This is a genomic window from Enterobacter sp. MG-EB028, from assembly GCF_056673305.1.
Map to the genome: position 1 here is coordinate 3,469,686 of NZ_CP195079.1, position 19,730 is coordinate 3,489,415.

At 58.5% G+C, this 19,730-nt stretch carries 18 protein-coding genes; 5 read left to right on the plus strand and 13 right to left on the minus strand.

Features of this window, described 5'->3' with window-relative positions; all coding sequences use genetic code 11:
* Positions 1 to 18: 18 nt before the first annotated feature.
* The 10 genes from pdxK to ACR42C_RS16460 all read right to left on the minus strand — a co-directional run bounded on the left by pdxK (position 19) and on the right by ACR42C_RS16460 (position 8,346).
* Positions 19 to 855, minus strand: a complete 837-nt coding sequence (gene pdxK, locus ACR42C_RS16415) for a pyridoxine/pyridoxal/pyridoxamine kinase (RefSeq protein ID WP_023332955.1) — start codon at positions 853 to 855, stop codon at positions 19 to 21.
* Positions 856 to 860: 5 nt separating this feature from the next.
* Positions 861 to 1,772 (minus strand): cysteine synthase CysM, encoded by a 912-nt coding sequence (gene cysM / locus ACR42C_RS16420; protein WP_316380596.1) that lies wholly within the window; start codon positions 1,770 to 1,772, stop codon positions 861 to 863.
* A gap of 113 nt (positions 1,773 to 1,885) precedes the next feature.
* Positions 1,886 to 2,980 (minus strand): sulfate/thiosulfate ABC transporter ATP-binding protein CysA, encoded by a 1,095-nt coding sequence (gene cysA, locus ACR42C_RS16425; RefSeq protein ID WP_023615695.1) that lies wholly within the window; start codon positions 2,978 to 2,980, stop codon positions 1,886 to 1,888.
* Complete coding sequence (cysW, locus tag ACR42C_RS16430; RefSeq protein WP_116343139.1) at positions 2,970 to 3,845, minus strand: sulfate/thiosulfate ABC transporter permease CysW; 876 nt, start codon at positions 3,843 to 3,845, stop codon at positions 2,970 to 2,972. The genes cysA and cysW overlap by 11 nt, the downstream gene beginning before the upstream one ends.
* Positions 3,845 to 4,678: a sulfate/thiosulfate ABC transporter permease CysT gene (gene cysT, locus ACR42C_RS16435; protein ID WP_061097449.1), complete on the minus strand. Its 834-nt coding sequence runs from the start codon at positions 4,676 to 4,678 to the stop codon at positions 3,845 to 3,847. Before cysT ends, cysW begins: the two co-directional genes overlap by 1 nt.
* On the minus strand, positions 4,678 to 5,691 hold the full coding sequence (locus ACR42C_RS16440) for a sulfate ABC transporter substrate-binding protein (RefSeq protein WP_479984344.1): 1,014 nt from the start codon (positions 5,689 to 5,691) through the stop codon (positions 4,678 to 4,680). The genes cysT and ACR42C_RS16440 overlap by 1 nt, the downstream gene beginning before the upstream one ends.
* A gap of 162 nt (positions 5,692 to 5,853) precedes the next feature.
* Positions 5,854 to 6,753 carry a Dyp-type peroxidase gene (locus ACR42C_RS16445; protein ID WP_116343143.1) on the minus strand — a complete coding sequence of 300 codons (900 nt, stop codon included), beginning with the start codon at positions 6,751 to 6,753 and terminating at the stop codon, positions 5,854 to 5,856.
* 92 nt (positions 6,754 to 6,845) lie between these two features.
* Positions 6,846 to 7,421, minus strand: a complete 576-nt coding sequence (locus ACR42C_RS16450; protein ID WP_192983615.1) for an RpoE-regulated lipoprotein — start codon at positions 7,419 to 7,421, stop codon at positions 6,846 to 6,848.
* A 63-nt stretch (positions 7,422 to 7,484) separates the two neighbouring features.
* On the minus strand, positions 7,485 to 7,934 hold the full coding sequence (locus ACR42C_RS16455; protein WP_192983612.1) for a DUF2919 domain-containing protein: 450 nt from the start codon (positions 7,932 to 7,934) through the stop codon (positions 7,485 to 7,487).
* Positions 7,921 to 8,346 (minus strand): GNAT family acetyltransferase, encoded by a 426-nt coding sequence (locus ACR42C_RS16460; RefSeq protein WP_116343149.1) that lies wholly within the window; start codon positions 8,344 to 8,346, stop codon positions 7,921 to 7,923. The genes ACR42C_RS16455 and ACR42C_RS16460 overlap by 14 nt, the downstream gene beginning before the upstream one ends.
* Positions 8,347 to 8,558: 212 nt before the next feature.
* Between ACR42C_RS16460 and amiA the strand changes: the two genes are divergently transcribed.
* Together amiA and hemF are read left to right on the plus strand one after the other, a co-directional pair.
* The gene (gene amiA / locus ACR42C_RS16465) at positions 8,559 to 9,434 is read left to right on the plus strand and encodes an N-acetylmuramoyl-L-alanine amidase AmiA (RefSeq protein WP_116343151.1); all 876 of its coding nucleotides are present in this window, start codon (positions 8,559 to 8,561) and stop codon (positions 9,432 to 9,434) included.
* Positions 9,434 to 10,333, plus strand: coding sequence for an oxygen-dependent coproporphyrinogen oxidase (gene hemF, locus ACR42C_RS16470; RefSeq protein WP_316380598.1), 900 nt, complete (start codon positions 9,434 to 9,436; stop codon positions 10,331 to 10,333). The genes amiA and hemF overlap by 1 nt, the downstream gene beginning before the upstream one ends.
* A 79-nt stretch (positions 10,334 to 10,412) precedes the next feature.
* Here the strand turns inward: hemF and maeB are convergent, their stop codons facing one another.
* Positions 10,413 to 12,692 carry an NADP-dependent oxaloacetate-decarboxylating malate dehydrogenase gene (maeB, locus tag ACR42C_RS16475; RefSeq protein ID WP_116343155.1) on the minus strand — a complete coding sequence of 760 codons (2,280 nt, stop codon included), beginning with the start codon at positions 12,690 to 12,692 and terminating at the stop codon, positions 10,413 to 10,415.
* A 289-nt stretch (positions 12,693 to 12,981) separates the two neighbouring features.
* Between maeB and tal the strand changes: the two genes are divergently transcribed.
* On the plus strand, positions 12,982 to 13,932 hold the full coding sequence (tal, locus tag ACR42C_RS16480; RefSeq protein WP_116343157.1) for a transaldolase: 951 nt from the start codon (positions 12,982 to 12,984) through the stop codon (positions 13,930 to 13,932).
* 19 nt (positions 13,933 to 13,951) lie between these two features.
* Positions 13,952 to 15,940, plus strand: a complete 1,989-nt coding sequence (tkt, locus tag ACR42C_RS16485; protein ID WP_116343159.1) for a transketolase — start codon at positions 13,952 to 13,954, stop codon at positions 15,938 to 15,940.
* 78 nt (positions 15,941 to 16,018) lie between these two features.
* Here the strand turns inward: tkt and ACR42C_RS16490 are convergent, their stop codons facing one another.
* Complete coding sequence (locus tag ACR42C_RS16490; RefSeq protein WP_316380600.1) at positions 16,019 to 17,062, minus strand: DUF1176 domain-containing protein; 1,044 nt, start codon at positions 17,060 to 17,062, stop codon at positions 16,019 to 16,021.
* 106 nt (positions 17,063 to 17,168) lie between these two features.
* Positions 17,169 to 17,762, minus strand: coding sequence for a GDP-mannose pyrophosphatase NudK (gene nudK / locus ACR42C_RS16495; RefSeq protein ID WP_116343163.1), 594 nt, complete (start codon positions 17,760 to 17,762; stop codon positions 17,169 to 17,171).
* A gap of 236 nt (positions 17,763 to 17,998) precedes the next feature.
* On the opposite strand from nudK, the gene narQ reads away from it, so the two are divergent.
* The gene (narQ, locus tag ACR42C_RS16500; protein WP_316380601.1) at positions 17,999 to 19,693 is read left to right on the plus strand and encodes a nitrate/nitrite two-component system sensor histidine kinase NarQ; all 1,695 of its coding nucleotides are present in this window, start codon (positions 17,999 to 18,001) and stop codon (positions 19,691 to 19,693) included.
* Positions 19,694 to 19,730 lie beyond the last annotated feature (37 nt).

Genomic DNA, 19,730 nt, shown 5'->3' on the forward strand with positions numbered 1-19,730 from the left:
TTCGGGCGCCATTTTTGTTTATGCAGGGAGGATAAGCTCGTCATAGCCTTTCGACTGGGTATAAAGCATCACGTCAGTCACCCGATCGCCGGCCATGCGAATGGCATCGGCAACGGTTTTCCCCTCTACAATGCCGCTCACCAACTCTGAACAGAACAGGTCGCCCGTCCCTTTCAGATCGGTTTCTACGCGCGGGTGAGCGCTGACGGTCACGCCTTCATTCGTCACCAGCACCACATGGATGTTTTCCGGGTCGTCTGCGACCGGCGCGCTTGTGATCGCCACCCATTTCAGGCTGTCAGAGAGCAGTCCCTGCGCCGCCGCGATGGCGCTTTCCGGCGTACGGCACGGTTTGCCGCTCAACACTTCGAGCTCATAGACGTTTGGCGTGATCCCCTGCGCCAGTGGCAGCAGGTGCTCCCGATACGCCTGCGGGATCTCGGGCTTCACGTACATCCCGCTGTCGATATCGCCGATAACCGGATCGACCAGCACCAGCAGGTCAGGATGCTGCGCTTTGACCGCCTTCAGCCACTGCGCCAGCAGTACGATCTGGCTGGCACTGCCCATATAGCCGGTGGTGACCGCCTTAAGCTCGCGCAGGATCTCTCGCTCTTCCAGCGCCTTCAGGTAGCCGCTGAACCACTCGTCGGGGATCACTCCACCATAAAACGTGTCATAGTGCGGCGTGTTGCTGAACAGTACCGTCGGCACGGCGGTAACGTTCAGCCTGTGGGTACGAATATTCGGAACCGCAATGCTGTTCCCCACGCTGCCGTAAACCACCTGCGACTGCACGGCGACAATGTCGGTTTGCTGCGCCCGGGTATTATCCCGGAATAGAATCATCTCCATGATGCTTAAATCCCCGCCCCCTGCGAATAACTTTCTTCACCAAAGACGCCGGTAGACAGATAGCGATCGCCGCGATCGCAAATAATCGCCACCACTACGGCACCCGGGTTTGCCTGTGCTACCCGAATCGCACCCGCTACCGCGCCGCCCGAGCTAACGCCGCAGAAGATACCTTCGCGCACGGCCAGCTCACGCATGGTATTTTCCGCCTCGCGCTGGTGAAGATCCAGCACCTGGTCCACAAGCTGCGCATTAAAGATGCCGGGCATATACTCCGCAGGCCAGCGGCGAATGCCCGGAATGCTGCTCCCCTCTTCCGGCTGCAGGCCAACGATGGTGACAGCTTTCGCCTGCTCGCGCAGAAAACGCGACACGCCGGTAATGGTGCCGGTGGTGCCCATGCTGGAGACAAAATGGGTGATGCGTCCGTCGGTTTGCTGCCAAATTTCCGGCCCGGTAGTGGTGTAGTGCGCGTACGGGTTGTCCGGGTTGTTGAACTGGTCGAGCAGCTTACCTTCGCCGCGCCCGGCCATTTCTAACGCTAAGTCGCGCGCGCCTTCCATCCCCTGCTCTTTGGTCACCAGAATCAGCTCGGCCCCGTAGGCACGCATCGCGGCGCGGCGCTCCTGGCTCATGTTGTCCGGCATCAGCAGCTTCATGCGGTAGCCTTTCAGCGCCGCAATCATCGCCAGGGCGATGCCGGTGTTGCCGCTGGTGGCTTCAATCAGCACGTCGCCGGGCTTAATTTCACCGCGTTTTTCGGCCTGGACAATCATCGACAGCGCCGCGCGGTCTTTTACCGACCCCGCCGGGTTATTGCCTTCGAGTTTGACCCAGATTTCACTGCCGTTGTCTGGCCCCATACGCTGAAGCTTGACCAGAGGCGTGTTGCCGATGGTGTTTTCTAATGTTTTCATGATCGCTGTCCAATAAAAAGCCCGGTGGCGCTTCGCTTACCGGGCCTACAGACGTCATATTGTAGGCCGGGTAAGCGCAGCGCCACCCGGCAAAACTACGTAATCCTAACCTATCAGGCTGACTCCGCCAGAGCAATATCCTCGCGCGTCTCAATCCGCTCGTTACCGTGATAAATCCGGGCATGCTGCAGCCCGACAAACAGGCGCTCTCCCCGGTGCGGCGGCACATCGTCGCGCATAACCACGGTCAGCGGCTCGGTATACCAGCCCAGCGGCTGTACCACCAATTGGGTGTAGTGACCTTTAGGGCTAGCTTCCAGCACCTGAACCGGCAGCGGTGAATCCAGGCTGGTTCGGCGGCTGACGTCCACCTCCCATGGGCGCAGGAACAGATCGACCGGCCCCTGATGCGCGGAGGTGTAGCCCAGCGGCCAGCGGTGCGCGCCGACGTGGAACTGCCCACCGCGAATGGTGCCCTGCAGACGGTTTACCTCGCCCATAAACTCCAGCACGAAGCGGGTCGCCGGCTCGCGCCAGAGCTGCTCCGGCTCGTCAACCTGCTCAATGTTGCCCTGGCTCATGACCACCACGCGGTCCGCAACTTCCATCGCCTCTTCCTGGTCGTGGGTCACGAAGACGCTGGTGAACTTCAGCTCTTCATGCAGCTGGCGCAGCCAGCGGCGCAGCTCTTTACGCACCTGCGCATCCAGCGCGCCAAACGGCTCATCCAACAGCAAAATTTGAGGCTCAACGGCAAGCGCGCGCGCCAGCGCCACGCGCTGTTTCTGCCCACCGGAAAGCTGGGCCGGGAAACGGTCCGCCAGGTGAGCCAGCTGCACCATCTCCAGCAGTTTGGTCACTTTCGCTTTAATGGTTGCCGCATCCGGGCGCTCGCGACGCGGCAACACGGTCAGGCCAAAGGCGATGTTGTCGAACACGGTCATGTGGCGGAAGAGAGCGTAGTGCTGAAACACAAAGCCCACTTTACGATCGCGGGCGTGCAGGCGGCTCACGTCGGTGCCGTGGAAGCGGATATGCCCGCTGGTCTGATGCTCAAGCCCGGCGATAATACGCAGCAGCGTGGTTTTTCCCGAGCCAGACGGCCCAAGCAGCGCCACCATTTGTCCGGAAGGGATATCCAGCGAGATATCATTCAGCACCTGGGTGCGACCAAAAGACTTCTTAATATTGGCAATCTCAATGCTCATGATTTCCCTCCTGATGCTGACGTTTTTCCTGATTTTCTAAACGCCACTGCACCACACTCTTCAAAAACAGGGTCAAAATGGCCATCAGCGTCAGCAACGCTGCGGCAGTAAACGAGCCAATGGTGTTGTAGTCCTGCTGCAGCAGTTCAATCTGGAGCGGCAGCGACAGGGTCTCACCACGGATGGAGCCGGAAACAACGGAAACGGCACCGAACTCACCGATCGCGCGGGCGTTGGTCAGCACCACGCCGTAAAGCAGCGCCCAGCGAATGTTCGGCAGCGTGACGCGACGGAACATCTGCCAGCCTGACGCGCCCAGCAACACCGCTGCTTCATCTTCGTTGCTGCCCTGGCTTAACATCACCGGCACCAGCTCACGCACCACAAACGGACAGGTCACGAAGATGGTCACCAGCACCATGCCCGGCCAGGCGAACATGATCTGCAGGTTATGCGCATCCAGCCAGCCGCCCAGCGGACCGTTGGAGCCGTAAAAGAGCAGGTACACCAGACCCGCCACCACCGGCGACACGGCAAAGGGAATATCCAGCAGCGTCAGCAGCATCTGACGTCCCGGGAAGTTAAAGCGCGTCACCAGCCAGGCCAGCAGGGTACCGAATACCAGGTTCACCGGCACGGTGATCAACGCAATCAGCACCGTCAGCCAGATGGCATGCAGCATATCCGGGTCCGCCAGGTTCTCCAGCGCGGGCATCAGCCCCTTGCTGAACGCCTGAACGAAGATATAAACCGTCGGGACGACGAGAATGAGGGCAGACACCAGCACGCCCACGCCAATCAGAAACCATTTACCCCAGTTGATGCGGGGCGCATCGTATCGCTTCAATTGCGTAACTTCCGCCATCAGTGACCTACCACACGTCGACCAAAGCGACTTTGCAGAGTGTTAATCGAGTACAGCAGCAGCAGCGAGGCCGCCAGGATCACCGAGGCAATCGCGCTCGCCGCCGGGTAATCAAACTCCTGCAGACGGATGAAAATCATCAGCGAAGTAACTTCCGTTTTCCAGGCGATGTTCCCGGCGATAAAAATCACCGCGCCGAACTCACCCAGGCTGCGGGTAAACGACAGCGCGACGCCCGCCATCAGCGCCGGAGAAAGCTCCGGCAGAACCACTTTACGGAAGCTCTGCCAGCGCGTGGCGCCCAGCGTTTCCGCCGCCTCTTCATATTCCGGACCCAGCTCTTCCAGCACCGGCTGCACGGTACGGACCACAAACGGGATGCTGGTAAAGGCCATCGCCACCGCGATCCCAAGCCAGGTATAGGTCACTTTGATATCAAACTTCGCCAGCCACTCGCCGTACAGCCCGTTCACGGAGAAGAGCGACGCGAGGGTTAAGCCCGCGACCGCCGTCGGCAGCGCAAACGGCAGATCCATCAGTGCATCAAGCAGCGTGCGACCCGGGAAGCGATAGCGGGTTAAGATCCACGCCATCAGCAGGCCAAACACGCCGTTAAAAATGGAGGCGACAAACGCCGACAGCAGCGTCACCTTATAGGCCGCCACCACCTGCGGGTTGGTGATGACCTCCCAGTACTGCGCCCAGCTCATCTGAGCAAGTTGCATCACCAGCGCGCTGAGCGGCAACAGCAGGATCAGGCAGACGAACAGCAGGCTGGTCCCCAGGCTTAAGGTAAAGCCCGGCAGCACGCGTTTTGTCGAGACTGCAAACATTACTTACGCCCCGCCGCCAGCAATTTGTCTAACTCACCGCCGCTGGCAAAGTGCGTTTTCATCACCTCAGGCCAGGAGCCGAAATGATCTTCCACGCGGAACAGGGCGGTCTGCGGGAATTTGTCTTTCAGTTTGTTCATGACGTCCGGGTTGTTCACGCGGTAGTAGTAATCGGTAATGATGGTCTGCGCCTGCGGGCTGTACAGGTAGTTGAGATAGGCTTTTGCCGCTTTCTCGGTGCCGTTCGCCTGCACGTTTTTATCCACCCACGCTATCGGGAACTCGGCCAGGATGTTGGTTTTCGGGATAACCACCTCGAAGCCCTGCGCTTCGTACTGCTTGCGAATGTTGTTCACTTCGGATTCAAAGCTGATCAGCACGTCACCCAGACCGCGTTCGGCGAAGGTGGTGGTCGCACCGCGGCCGCCGGTATCGAACACTTCGACGTTTTTCAGGAACTGGGTCATGAACTGCTCGGTTTTGGCTTTGTCGTTTCCGTCAGCCTTGTCCGCCGCGCCCCACGCGGCTAACCAGGTGTAGCGTGCGTTACCGGAGGTTTTTGGGTTCGGGAAAATCAGCTTCACGTCGGAACGCACCAGGTCGCTCCAGTCGTGGATGTTCTTTGGATTGCCCTTACGCACCAGGAAGCCCATGGTGGAGTAGAACGGCGAGCTGTTGTTCGGCAGGCGGCTCTGCCAGTCAGCCGGGATCAGCTTGCCCTTGTCGTGCAGGATCTGCACGTCAGTCACCTGGTTATAGGTCACGACGTCCGCTTTCAGCCCCTGCAAAATCGCCAGCGCCTGCTTGGACGAGCCGGCGTGGGACTGCTTGATGGTCAGCTTATCGCCGTTATTGTCTTTCGCCCACTGTTGCTCAAACGGTGGGTTAAGGGCGGCAAACAGCTCGCGGGAGACGTCATACGAGCTGTTCAGCAGCTCGGTCGCCTGCGCCTGGGCCACCAGCAGTATACCAGCCAGCGCCAGAGTTCCTTTTTTCAGTACAGTAACGGCCATTGCGCACCCTTATAAATGTGATGACTATCTTATAGTCATAATATTTATAACGGGGATGAAAGGAGTAACGGTTTTATATACCGTTTGGTGATTTACAAGCAGAAAAGGGAATAAGGCAATAATCCCCTCTCCCCTGTGGGGAGAGGGTCAGGGTGAGGGGTGTTACAGCGCCAGCAGTCGCTCAACGGACGGCGCAAAGTAGTAGCCGCCGGTCACCGGTTTGGTGAAGCGCAGCATGGCGTCGCGCTTGCCGTCGGTGTCACCGAACATGCTCAGCAGTTGCTGCTCAATGTTGTGCAGGCGCGCGCAGTAGGCGCAGAAGTAGAGGCCGTGCGTGCCGCTTGCGGTGCCGTACGGCAGGCTCTGGCGAACAATCTTCAGCCCTTTACCGTCCTCTTTGAGGTCTACTCGGCTCAGGTGAGAGGTCACCGGACGCTCGTCGCCGTCAATCTCTTCGTTGGCTTCTTTAGTACGACCAATCATCATCTCCTGGTCGTGCACGCTCATGCGGTTAAGCTGCTTGAGGTTGTGCTCCCAGCGCTGGACGAACACATAGCTGCCGCCCGCGTCCACGCCGTCTTTAATCACCGCCACGTCGCGACGAACCTCTTCACCCGCCGGGTTTTCGGTGCCGTCAACGAAGCCGCTCAGATCGCGCTCCTCCACCCAGCGGAAGCCGTGAACCTCTTCCTGCACCTCAATACTGTCGCCAAAGGCCGCGACCGCCGCCTGCGCAACGGAGAAGTTCACGTCATGACGCAGGGAGAGAATGTGGATCAGCACGTCATACTGGGTAGCTGGTGCCAGACCTTTGCCGTAAGGGATAAAGTCTTTCAGCTCTTCCGCCCCTTCGCCGCCGCTCAGCTGACGCCAGACGTTATTGCCGAAGGCAACAACGGCACCGAGGTGGGCGTCGGGGAATTTGGCCTGGAAGGTCGCCAGCTTGTCCACAAACGCTTTACTGGCCGCACGCAGGGCATCCACGTCCCCTTTTACATTGGCTTCAATCCAAATCGCCGCGCGGCAATGTTCTGGCAAAATGCCACTCTGAACCTGAGACATCGCTCCTCCTGAAATAAAGATGCCACGTCAGCGTGGCATTGATGGCGGCTATTATACCCGGATTTCAGCGAGGCGGTTTGTTCAGGCGCAAATTACTGCTTCCAGACTATTTTGCTCACTTTCCAGCTCTTCAGCGTGTCGTCAGACGGCATCAATCCTTCCGGGCCGCTCCAGGTTCCGGTGAAGACATAGCTGATGTGCTGGCTGCCTTCCGCCTTACATTCCACCGCAACGCCATCGTCTGAAGGGGCGCTGCTGCAGTTGCCAAAGGCCTGTTTATAAAGATCGCTAAACGGGGTGCCGACCTTTACGCCGCTGGCGGTCGGGATAGCATCGTCCAGCACCGCAATGCGGTTCACCGTCCCTTTATCACCGTTAATTACCAGCGCCAGCTTGTCACCCTTCAGCGCTTCAAAGTAACGCACAATGTTGCCATTCTCGGTTTTCATCCCGCTACGCAGGCGGTAGTCGCTGCTCAGGGCATCCTGAATAGCGTCCTGATTGAGCGCGGTCGACGCGGTGATTTTTCCTACGCCCTGCTCGGTGACTTCGATGGAAGAGCCAAACCAGTTCCACGGATACGCGGCGGACCAGTTAATAGAAGAGAGCGTGGAACAGCCGGTCAACGCCAGCGGGAGAGCGCATAAAAGTAAACGCAGCGATTTCATTGAAACGTCCTTTCTAATTAAATCAACGCTTGTTGGAGTGCGGCATCGGCAAAAAGTGCCGCACTAATCTGACTCTTGCGTAAAACAGGCGCGTAATCGGGGATTCGTCAGCAGCCACAGCAGCGCCACGATATCCGCCACCACCAGCGCGATGCCAATACCCGAAAGCGGTTCACCCAACCACCAGAGCACGGGTTGCCAGAACAGCAGTGCGATCTGGGCGAGGATCAGCAGCCAGCGAAGGGCGCGCCACAGACGCGGGATTACGTGCCGCCGACCGCTGCATAAAAAAGCCACCACCGCCGGTACGCCCGGCAGTAAGCCGAGCCAGAAAGCATCGTGATCGGGATAAAAGAGATTCAGCAGCGTATCGCCCTGCCCGCGCGACGCGCCGGCCATCACAAACAGCACCCAGGTGCGGGCCTGCAGGAGCAAAACGCACCAGAATAAAAACGGCAGCCTGACGCGGCCCTGTGCATCAAAGTCAGCCGGGTGGATCTCAGTACTCTTCATCTTCGATCAGACGCTTACCTAAGCTCAGCACGTCAGCGTGCTCATAGCCCAGACGTTCATACATGCCCAGCACCACGTCGTTATCTTCCCGCACCATGATCTGAATTTTCGGACAGCCGCGGGCGATCAGCTTCTTCTCGAGCCGATTAAGCAGCGCGTTGGCGATGCCGCGCGCCCGATATTCCGGGTGGACGCCCAGATAATAGGCCGAGCCGCGATGGCCATCGTAGCCGCCCATCACGGTACCGACGACCTCGCCGTTCACTTCCGCGACCAGAAACAGGCTAACGTCGTGATTCAGCTTACGTTCGATATCCATTTCCGGATCGTTCCACGGACGCAGCAGATCGCAGCGCTCCCAAAGGGTGATCACCTCTTCGAAATCTTCCTGGCGAAAAACGCGTATCTCCATGGTATTAACCGCCTTTTCGGGTTTAAAAACAGTGATTATGGCGTGAACGGGGCGTTTAGCCAATAACCGGGGAAAATCTCGCCAAAATTTGGCATAATGTCACTTTGTCACGTATTGAAATGAAAAGTAAAACAATTCTCAATAAGGACTGTCGTAACGGGAAACACGATACGATATAACACCAGGACCCCTTTTTTTAGTATTCAGGCCGCATGAGCACATTCAAACCATTAAAAGCACTCACATCGCGTCGTCAGGTTCTCAAAGCGGGGCTGGCGGCCTTAACGTTAACGGGCATCGCAAAGCAGGCTCAGGCAAAAGACGAGAGCACGCTCAAAACCAGTAACGGACACAGTAAGCCAAAAACTAAAAAGCCGGGCGCAAAGCGTCTGGTGATGCTCGATCCGGGCCACGGCGGGATTGATACCGGTGCCATTGGCAAAAACGGTTCGAAAGAAAAACACGTCGTGCTGGCGATTGCAAAAAATGTGCGATCGATTTTACGCAGCAACGGCATTGACGCCCGCCTGACGCGCACGGGCGACACGTTCATTCCGCTGTACGACCGCGTCGAGATTGCCCACCAGCACGGTGCGGATCTGTTTATGTCCATTCACGCGGACGGCTTTACCAACCCTTCCGCCGCGGGCGCGTCGGTGTTTGCCCTCTCCAACCGTGGCGCCAGTAGCGCCATGGCGAAGTACCTTTCCGATCGTGAAAACCGGGCGGATGAAGTGGCTGGTAAGAAGGCCACTGACAAAGATCATCTGTTGCAGCAGGTGCTGTTCGATCTCGTGCAAACGGACACCATCAAAAACAGCCTGACGCTCGGCTCGCATATTCTCAAACGGATTAAGCCGGTGCACCGCCTGCACAGTAAAAGCACCGAACAGGCGGCGTTTGTGGTGCTGAAGTCACCGTCCATCCCGTCCGTGCTGGTGGAAACATCCTTCATTACCAACCCGGAAGAAGAACGACTGCTCGGCACCACGGCGTTTCGCCAGAAGATCGCCAACGCCATCGCCTCCGGCATTATCAGTTACTTCAACTGGTTCGATAACCAAAAAGCGCACTCCAGGAAACGTTGATGAAACCCAATGCTCAACTGGTAAAAACCTTCCTGCTGCAGCTGCAGGATGCGATCTGCCAGAAACTGGCCGCCGCAGACGGCGGTGAATTTCAGGAAGATAGCTGGCAGCGCGAAGCCGGCGGCGGCGGGCGCAGCCGCGTGCTGCGAAACGGCGGTATTTTTGAACAGGCGGGCGTAAATTTCTCCCACGTTCACGGCGACGCCATGCCCGCCTCCGCTACCGCGCATCGCCCTGAGCTGGCGGGCCGCAGCTTCGAAGCGATGGGCGTTTCGCTGGTGGTGCATCCGCATAACCCGTTTGTGCCCACCAGCCACGCTAACGTGCGTTTTTTCATTGCGGAGAAGCCAGGGGCCGATCCGGTCTGGTGGTTTGGCGGCGGTTTCGACCTCACGCCCTACTACGGCTTCGAAGAGGACGCCGTGCACTGGCACACCACCGCGCGGGATCTTTGCCTGCCGTTTGGCGAAGACGTCTACCCGAAATTTAAAAAGTGGTGCGACGACTACTTTTACCTGAAGCACCGCGATGAGCAGCGCGGCATCGGCGGGCTGTTCTTTGACGATCTCAACGTGCCCGATTTTGACACCGCGTTCAGCTTTATGCGCGCGGTGGGCGAAGGCTTTACCGATGCCTATATGCCCATCGTCGAACGCCGTAAAAACACCGACTACGGCGTGCGCGAGCGTGAATTCCAGCTTTATCGCCGCGGGCGCTACGTGGAGTTCAACCTGGTGTGGGATCGCGGGACGCTGTTTGGCCTGCAGACCGGTGGGCGCACGGAGTCGATTCTGATGTCGATGCCGCCGCTGGTGCGCTGGGAGTACTGCTACGAGCCAAAAGAAGGCAGCCCGGAGGCTGCCTTGTGTGAGTTCCTTAAAGTACGCGACTGGGTTTAACTGCCGGATGGCGCTGCGCTTATCCGGCCTACTCAACCCGTAGGTCGGGTAAGCGAACGCGCCACCCGACTCACAAGGCTTACAGCGGCTGCGTCTGCGCTTCAACCACAGCCAGCGCCACCATGTTCACGATGCGGCGCACGGAGGCAATCGGCGTTAACACATGCACCGGTTTCGCCACGCCCATCAGCACCGGTCCGACGGTCACCCCTTCAGAGCTGGAGACACGCAGCAGGTTGTAGCTGATACGCGCCGCTTCCACGTTCGGCATAATCAGTATGTTCGCCGACCCCTTAAGCGGGCTGTCCGGCATACGTTCGTTACGAATGCTTTCCACCAGCGCGGCATCGCCGTGCATCTCCCCGTCAATCATCAGCTCCGGCGCGCGCTCGCGCACCAGCTCCAGCGTCTGGCGCATTTTGCACGCCGCCGCCGATTTGGACGAACCGAAGTTAGAGTGCGACAGCAGCGCTACCTTCGGCTCGATACCAAAGCGACGCACCGTTTCCGCCGCCATCACGGTGATCTCCGCCAGCTCGTCCGGGGACGGATCGTCGTTAACGTAGGTGTCAGCAATAAAGGTGTTGCCGCTCGGCAGCAGCAGCGCGTTCATCGCCCCGGCGGTGTGGACGCCGTCGCGATAGCCGAAGATCTCCTGCACCACGCTAAAGTGCTCGTGGTAATCGCCGATGGTGCCGCAGATCAGCGCATCCGCCTCGCCGCGATGGACCATGATCGCGCCGATCACCGTCGTGTTGCTGATAACGGCTTTCTGCGCCTGCTCCTGGGTGATCCCCCGGCGCTTCATGATCGCGTAGTATTCGCTCCAGTACTCTTTGAAGCGCGGATCGGATTCGTTGTTCACGATCTCGAAGTCCACGCCCGGCTTAATCTGCAGGCCCAGCTTCTGGATCCGCATCTCGATCACGCTCGGACGACCGATCAGGATCGGCTTCGCCAGCCCTAAGGTGATCAGCTCCTGGGTAGCGTGCAGCACGCGCGCCTCTTCACCTTCCGCCAGCACCACGCGCTTCGCGTCTGCGCGGGCCTGAGAGAAGATCGGCTTCATGAACAGGTTGGTTTTATAGACAAACTCGGTGAGCTTATCGACGTAAGCGTCGAAATCCTGAATCGGACGCGTTGCCACGCCGGAGTCCATCGCCGCTTTGGCAACGGCTGGCGCAATTTTGACAATCAAACGCGGGTCGAACGGTTTTGGAATGATGTAGTCCGGGCCAAAGCTTAGATCCTGATCCCCGTACGCGGAGGCGACCACTTCGCTCTGCTCGGCGTGGGCCAGCTCGGCGATGGCGTGAACGGCGGCAAGCTTCATCTCTTCATTGATCGCCGTCGCGCCAACGTCCAGCGCGCCGCGGAAGATGAACGGGAAGCAGAGCACGTTGTTGACCTGGTTCGGGTAGTCCGAACGGCCGGTACAGATAATGGCGTCTTCACGCACCGCTTTCGCCAGCGGCGGCAGGATTTCCGGCTCAGGGTTCGCCAGGGCCAGGATCATTGGCGCACGCGCCATCTTCTTCACCATCTCCTGGGTCAGCACTTTCGGACCGGAGCAACCGAGGAAGATATCCGCGCCGTCGATCACGTCCTCAAGCGTGCGCTTGCCGTCGTCTTCTACCGCGTACGCCGCCTTGGTTTCCGCCATGTTCGGCTCACGGTCTTTGTAGATAACGCCCTTGGAGTCGCAGACCACAATGTTGTGTTTCTGCATGCCCAGCGCCACCAGCAGGTTCATACAGGCGATGGCCGCGGCGCCTGCGCCAGAAACCACCATGCGCACATCGGAGAGATTTTTCTCGACCACGCGCAGGCCGTTCAGAATGGCGGCGGTGCTGATAATCGCGGTCCCGTGCTGGTCGTCATGGAACACGGGAATGTTCATACGCTCGCGCAGCTTCTGCTCGATATAGAAACATTCCGGCGCTTTGATGTCTTCCAGGTTGATCCCGCCGAAGGTCGGCTCCAGCGCGGCTACCACGTTGATGAATTTATCGGGATCGAGTTCGTCCACTTCGATATCGAACACGTCGATACCGGCAAATTTCTTGAACAGTACGCCCTTCCCTTCCATCACCGGTTTACCGGCCAGTGCACCAATGTTGCCCAGGCCCAGCACCGCCGTCCCGTTAGAGATAACGGCGACAAGGTTACCGCGCGCGGTGTATTTGTAGGCCGCAAGTGGGTCTTTTTCGATTTCCAGACACGGTGCCGCCACGCCCGGCGAGTAGGCCAGCGCCAGATCGCGCTGCGTCGCCAGCGGCTTGGTTGGGGAAACCTGAATTTTACCGGGGACAGGGAACTCGTGAAAATCGAGGGCACTCTGTTTCAACTGCTCATCCATCTTATTTTTCCTTTCACGTATCGATCAAAAGGGTGACGTAAGCGATCCTGATGCACACCCTGGTGTGCCGCCTAGTATCGCCTCAGGACAGCGCATAAACTTTGAAGGCTGCCAAACTCTCACCATCACACATTAAAAATTGTTATCAATTTATAACAGCCATGTTACCCGTCTCAAAAGCAATGCCTGCCCCGTCTGCTATGCTTTTTTGTTAAGTCCATCATGATTTTCTCAGAAGTGTGAACTAACGCACTCATCTAACTCTTTTATTTCCAAGGAGTAATGATTTATGAACCAGCTAGACGGCATCAAACAATTCACCACCGTGGTTGCAGACAGCGGCGATATCGAGTCGATTCGCCACTATCAGCCGGAGGACGCGACCACCAACCCTTCGCTGCTTCTGAAAGCGGCGGGGCTTGCCCACTTTAGCCATCTGATTGATGACGCGATTGCCTACGGTAAACAGCGCGGGAAAACACAGGAACAGCAGGTTGCTGAAGCCAGCGACAAGCTGGCGGTTAATTTTGGTGCGGAAATTCTGAAAAGCATTCCGGGGCGCGTGTCGACCGAAGTGGATGCCCGCCTCTCATTCGATCAGGAAAAGAGTATTCACAAAGCGCGCCGTCTGGTGGAACTCTACCAGGAACAGGGGATCGATAAGTCACGCATTCTGATCAAGCTCGCGTCCACATGGGAAGGCATCCGCGCGGCGGAGGTTCTGGAAAAAGAGGGGATCCACTGCAACCTGACGCTGCTGTTCTCGTTTGCCCAGGCGCGCGCCTGTGCCGAAGCGGGCGTGTTTCTGATCTCGCCGTTTGTCGGGCGCATCTACGACTGGTATCAGGCGAAACAGCCGATGGATCCGTACGTGGTAGAGGAAGACCCTGGCGTGAAGTCGGTGCGTAATATCTACGATTATTACAAGCAGCACCGCTACGAAACCATCGTGATGGGCGCCAGCTTCCGCCGCACCGAGCAGATCCTCGCGCTCGCAGGCTGCGACCGTCTGACCATCTCCCCCGATCTGCTGAAAAAGCTGCAGGAGAGCGACGAAACGGTGATCCGCAAACTGGTGCCGACCTCTACCGTACTGCCAAAACCGAAAGCCATGACCGAAGCGGAGTTCCGCTGGGAGCACAATCAGGACCCTATGGCCGTGGAAAAACTGGCTGACGGCATCCGCCAGTTCGCCGTCGACCAGCGCAAACTTGAAGATCTTCTCGCCGCCAAACTTTAACCTTGCCACGGAGTGAACTATGTCCCGTAAAGAGCTTGCCAACGCCATTCGCGCCCTCAGCATGGATGCCGTACAAAAAGCCAATTCCGGCCACCCTGGCGCCCCGATGGGGATGGCCGATATTGCCGAAGTGCTGTGGAACGACTTTCTGAAGCACAACCCCACAGACCCAACCTGGTACGACCGCGACCGTTTTATTCTCTCCAACGGCCACGCCTCGATGCTGCTCTACAGCCTGCTGCACCTTTCCGGCTACGATCTGCCGCTGGAAGAGCTGAAAAACTTCCGCCAGCTGCACTCTAAAACGCCGGGCCATCCGGAGATCGGCTATACCCCGGGCGTGGAAACCACCACCGGCCCGCTGGGTCAGGGTCTGGCGAATGCCGTCGGTCTGGCGATTGCCGAGCGCACGCTGGCGGCGCAGTTTAACCAGCCGGACCATCAGATTGTCGACCACTACACGTATGTCTTTATGGGTGACGGCTGCCTGATGGAGGGGATCTCCCACGAGGTCTGCTCGCTGGCGGGCACGCTGGGGCTCGGGAAGCTGATTGGCTTCTACGACCACAACGGCATCTCCATCGACGGGGAAACCGAGGGCTGGTTTACCGACGACACGGCGAAACGCTTTGAGGCCTATCACTGGCACGTGGTGCATGAGATCGACGGCCACGATCCTGAGGCGGTGAAAAAAGCGATTCAGGAAGCGCAGAGCGTGAAGGACAAACCGTCCCTGATTATCTGTCGCACCACCATCGGCTTCGGCTCGCCGAACAAAGCGGGCAAGGAAGAGGCGCACGGCGCGGCGCTGGGCGAAGAGGAAGTGGCCTTAACCCGCCAGAAGCTGGGCTGGAAGTATCCGCCATTTGAGATCCCGAAAGAGATCTACAGAGCCTGGGATGCCCGCGAAGCGGGTGAAAAAGCCCAGCAGGCGTGGAACGAAAAATTTGCCGCCTACAAAAAAGCGCACCCGGAGCTGGCGGCAGAGTTTTCCCGCCGCATGAGCGGCGGCCTGCCGGAGGACTGGGACGATAAAACCCAGGCGCTGATTGAAAATCTGCAGTCCAACCCGGCGAAAATCGCCACCCGTAAGGCGTCGCAAAATACCCTCAACGCCATTGGCCCAATCCTGCCTGAGCTGCTCGGCGGCTCAGCGGATCTTGCACCAAGTAACCTGACCATCTGGTCCGGCTCGAAATCGCTGAAAGAGGATATTGCCGGGAACTACATCCACTACGGCGTGCGCGAGTTTGGCATGACCGCGATTGCAAACGGCATCGCCCATCACGGCGGCTTCGTGCCCTACACCGCCACCTTCCTGATGTTCGTCGAGTACGCCCGAAACGCGGCGCGCATGGCGGCGCTGATGAAGGCCCGGCAGATCATGGTCTACACCCACGACTCCATCGGCCTGGGGGAAGATGGCCCGACGCACCAGGCGGTGGAACAGCTGGCGAGCCTGCGCTTAACGCCAAACTTCAGCACCTGGCGTCCGTGCGACCAGGTGGAAGCGGCGGTGGGCTGGAAGCTGGCGGTTGAGCGCCACAACGGCCCCACGGCGCTGATCCTGTCGCGCCAGAACCTGGCGCAGATCGAGCGCACCCCGGAGCAGGTTAAAAACATCGCCCGTGGCGGGTACATCCTGAAAGACAGCGGCGGCAAGCCGGACGTGATCCTGATTGCCACCGGTTCCGAGGTGGAAATTACGGTGAAAGCGGCGGAGAAACTGACCGCCGAAGGCCACGCGGTGCGCGTTGTGTCCCTGCCTTCAACGGATATCTTTGACGCCCAGGATGAGGCGTATCGGGAATCGGTGCTGCCGTCCAACGTAGCGGCACGCGTGGCGGTGGAAGCGGGTATTGCCGACTACTGGTATAAGTACGTGGGGCTAAAAGGAGCGATTGTTGGCATGCGGGGTTACGGTGAATCGGCACCTGCCGACAAGCTCTTCCCGTACTTCGGCTTTACCGTTGAGAACGTGGTGGAGAAGGCGCTGAGCGTGCTGTAGTGCGTTCTTCGTTGCCGGGTGGCGCTGTCGCTTACCCGGCCTGCGGTTCGAGGTTTTGTAAGTCGCCACCCGGTAAAACTAGCGTGTGATCCACAGCGTGGGCCAGGCGTCTGGCCCATTCCAGTTATCGCAGCTTGGCTCTTCCGCATAGCGCACCAGGCGGAAGCGCTGGCCGTCAAAACGCCAGCGCGTCTGGATCCCGCAGTCCCCGATACCGCGTCCCAGCGCCAGCGTCGTCAGCTCGCGCGTTTTTTCATCAAAGCTGGCGTTCATCAGCTCCATGTCGCTGCTCTGGCTGGAGGGGGTAAACGGCAGACGTAACCTGACGCTGCGGGCAGTGAACGGTTTTTTACGTGATACCAGCCACGCCAGATCGACCGTGTTATAGGCTCCTGCCTCACAGCTGACGATTAACAGCGCTTTGTCGTCGGTTAATGCGGTGACGCGTACTTCACGGCGGTTAGGATCCAGCGAGCACTGGCTGTTGTTCATCCGCCAGGTTCCATAATCCAGCAGATCGTTCAGCTCGCTATGCGTCAGCGGCGTCGGCGTCGGGTTCACCACGGCCACCTTTTTTAATGCTGGTGCAGGAGGCACGCTCAGAGGCGGGCTATCCCCTTTTTTAATCCATGCCGTTTCGCTGCCAACGCGCTTCTGCTGGGCGTCAATAAACAGCAGCGCCGCCTTCAGCCCGACCAGCGAAATCGTCTGCTTCCCCCCGCGCAGGGTCAGCGCCTGCCCTTCCTGAATAGTTTTCAGAAACGCGTTGAGGGTACCCGTATCGTCGGTCTTGAGATGCCAAGGCGTTAACTGCCAGTGCTGTGAATTGAGTTTTAGCGGAACGTTGTCGAGCAGAAGGCGCGGGGCGATGTCCGGCTCTTTTACCGGCGGGGCCGAAAGCCCGCCGAGATCGATGCGCAGGCTGGCGTCCGTTTTCGCGCCGGCGCTACGGCTCAGCGTCATAACCAGACCGCGATGTTCCCCCGTATTCCGGGCAACACAAAAATTCTGGTTATTGCAGGTGACCTGCCAGTCTGAGAAAGACTGCTGCGCAGGTGCCGCCCACACCAGAGGCACGGGTAGCACGCAGAAAAAGAAGAGAAGCAAAACGCAGTAGCGCATGAATGGCACAGCCCCGGAAACGAAAAGGTCAATCTGGGGCGTATCTTCGTGCCCAGGGCGGGCGGGCTCAATCGGATTTATCGGATAGATTTATCTGAAATGCAGGCTATTGCGACATCGGTTTGGGGTTCATTAACCCGCTGGTTTGCAGATATTGCAACAGGATCACCGCTTTACCATCGCGGATCTCGCCGCTTTTCACCATCTCAACGGCCTGAGCGAAAGGCATTTCCAGCACTTCAATATCTTCATCCTCCACGCCGCCACCGCGATGCGTGCGCTGGGCATCGGTGTACTCCGCAATGAAGAAATGGACCAGCTCGGTCACGCCGCCAGGTGACATGAAAAGCTCAAAGACTTTTTGCACCGCGCCCACTTCAAAACCGGTCTCCTCGACGGCCTCCTTGCGGATGCAGACTTCCGGCTCATCGTCATCAAGCAGGCCGGCGCAGGTTTCAATCAGACGCCCGTCCGCGTTGCCGTTGACCCAGGTCGCGACCCGAAACTGGCGAATCAGCACCACGCTTTGCTTTTCACGGTTATACAGCAGAATGGTTGCGCCATTGCCCCGGTCGTAGACTTCGCGTTTGTGGCGAATCACGTCACCGTTCTTACGGGTTAAATCGTAAGTGATATTCCGCAGGACAAAGTAATTTTCAGAGAGGATTTTGTCTTTGATAACGGTAATGTTCAGGGACATACGGGCTCCACGGCAAAATGAGTCTGTTTATACTACGCCGTGAAGCCCGCTTTGTCGCCCGTCGGTTAAGACGGCGCGTCTCTTCTCGTCAGATTTCATGTTAATCCCCAAAGCGGCTTTTGGATCAATAACCTTATTTTTAGTATGAATAAGCTATTTGCTCACTACCGCGTTATCAGGCAATGTACAACTGCCCGTAACCTGTGGCAGAGCCATTTTATTCAGAGATCCGTTCCGTGACCGTTAAACGCCCCGTTTCCGGAAGCCTTGCCTGGGCTTTCTTTTCGATCATTGCCCTGTCCGTGCTGACCAGCACCGTCGCGCTGCTGACGCTTGCCAGCAGCCAGCGTGACGCCGAAGCCATTAACATTGCGGGTTCGCTGCGCATGCAGAGCTACCGCCTCGGCTACGAGATGCAGCGCAACAGCCCCTCCCTTAAGGCGCATCTTGAGAACTGGCAGCAGACGTTAAGCGCGCCTTCCCTGGAGAAGCTGAACCGCTGGTACGTCCCGGAAAACGTCAAGGCGCGCTATCAGCAGCTTCATGTGGCCTGGCGGGAAATAGATAAGCACATCGCCCGCGGCGACAGCGCATGGTATGACGCTAACATTGAGGATTTTGTCGGCCGCATTGATGCCTTTGTTCTCGCCCTCCAGCACTACACCGAAAATAAAATCCAGACGGTGACCCTTCTCTCTCTGGCTGGCGCGCTCGGGATCCTGCTGCTGACGCTGTTTACCCTGCGGCGCATCCGCCGCCAGGTGGTGTTGCCACTGAACAACCTGGTAGCCGCCAGTGAACGGATTGAGCGAGGGGAATTTACCACCCCGGCGCCGGACACCGCGCTGCCCAACGAGCTGGGCCAGCTTTCCCGCGCCTTCAACCATATGTCGGGCGAGCTACATACTCTCTATCGGTCGCTCGAAGCCTCCGTCGCGGAAAAGACGCGGCATTTGCATGAAGCCCACCAGCAGCTCGACATGCTGTTCAAATGCTCTCAGGCGCTGAATACCGGACAGATTGACAGCCTGTGCTTCCGGCATATTTTACAGATTGTCCATGAATACACGCAGATGAATTACCTGGAGCTACGCACCAGCGACGACTGGCGGCTGTGTGAAGGGACAGAGGTGAGCGGCATTTCTCTGCAAACCCTGCCGGTGCTGATGCAGGACACCCTTTACGGCGAGCTGCGCTGGCAAAGCGAGACGGGCAGCGTTCCTCTTCCGCTGATGAGAAGTGTCGCGACCATGCTCGGGCGCGGGCTGTACTTTAACCAGGCGCAGAAACACTACCAGCAGCTGCTGCTGATGGAGGAGCGCGCCACCATCGCCCGCGAGCTGCATGACTCGCTGGCGCAGGTACTCTCCTATCTGCGGATCCAGCTCACGCTGCTTAAACACGCCGTGCCGGCGGAAAATGCCCCCGCGCAGACCATCATCACCGACTTCTCCCGCGAACTGAACAACGCCTGGCAGCAGCTGCGCGAGCTGCTGACCACCTTCCGCCTGACGCTAAACCATGCGAATTTACCCGCGGCGCTTCAGGAGTCCCTCGATGCCCTGCAGAGCCAAACGCAGGCGAAGCTGTACCTCGACTGCCGCCTCTCCTCGCTGGCGCTTGACGCGCAGAAGCAGGTGCATTTGCTGCAGATCGTGCGGGAGGCCGTCCTGAATGCGATTAAGCACGCGCAGGCCAGCGAGATCACCGTCAGCTGCGTAACCGCCGTGGACGGCACGCACAACGTCAGCATTCGTGACAACGGCATCGGAATTGGCGAGGCCAGCGAACCGCCGGGACACTACGGGCTGAACATTATGCGAGAACGCGCGCAACGGCTCGGCGGAATGCTGCACTTCTCGCAGCCGCAAAACGGCGGCACGCAGGTCAGCGTGACGTTCCCCGCACCCGCGCCGTTAACAGGTAAATAACGGTAAAGGGGGAAGCGCCGGGAAAAGCGCATGATAA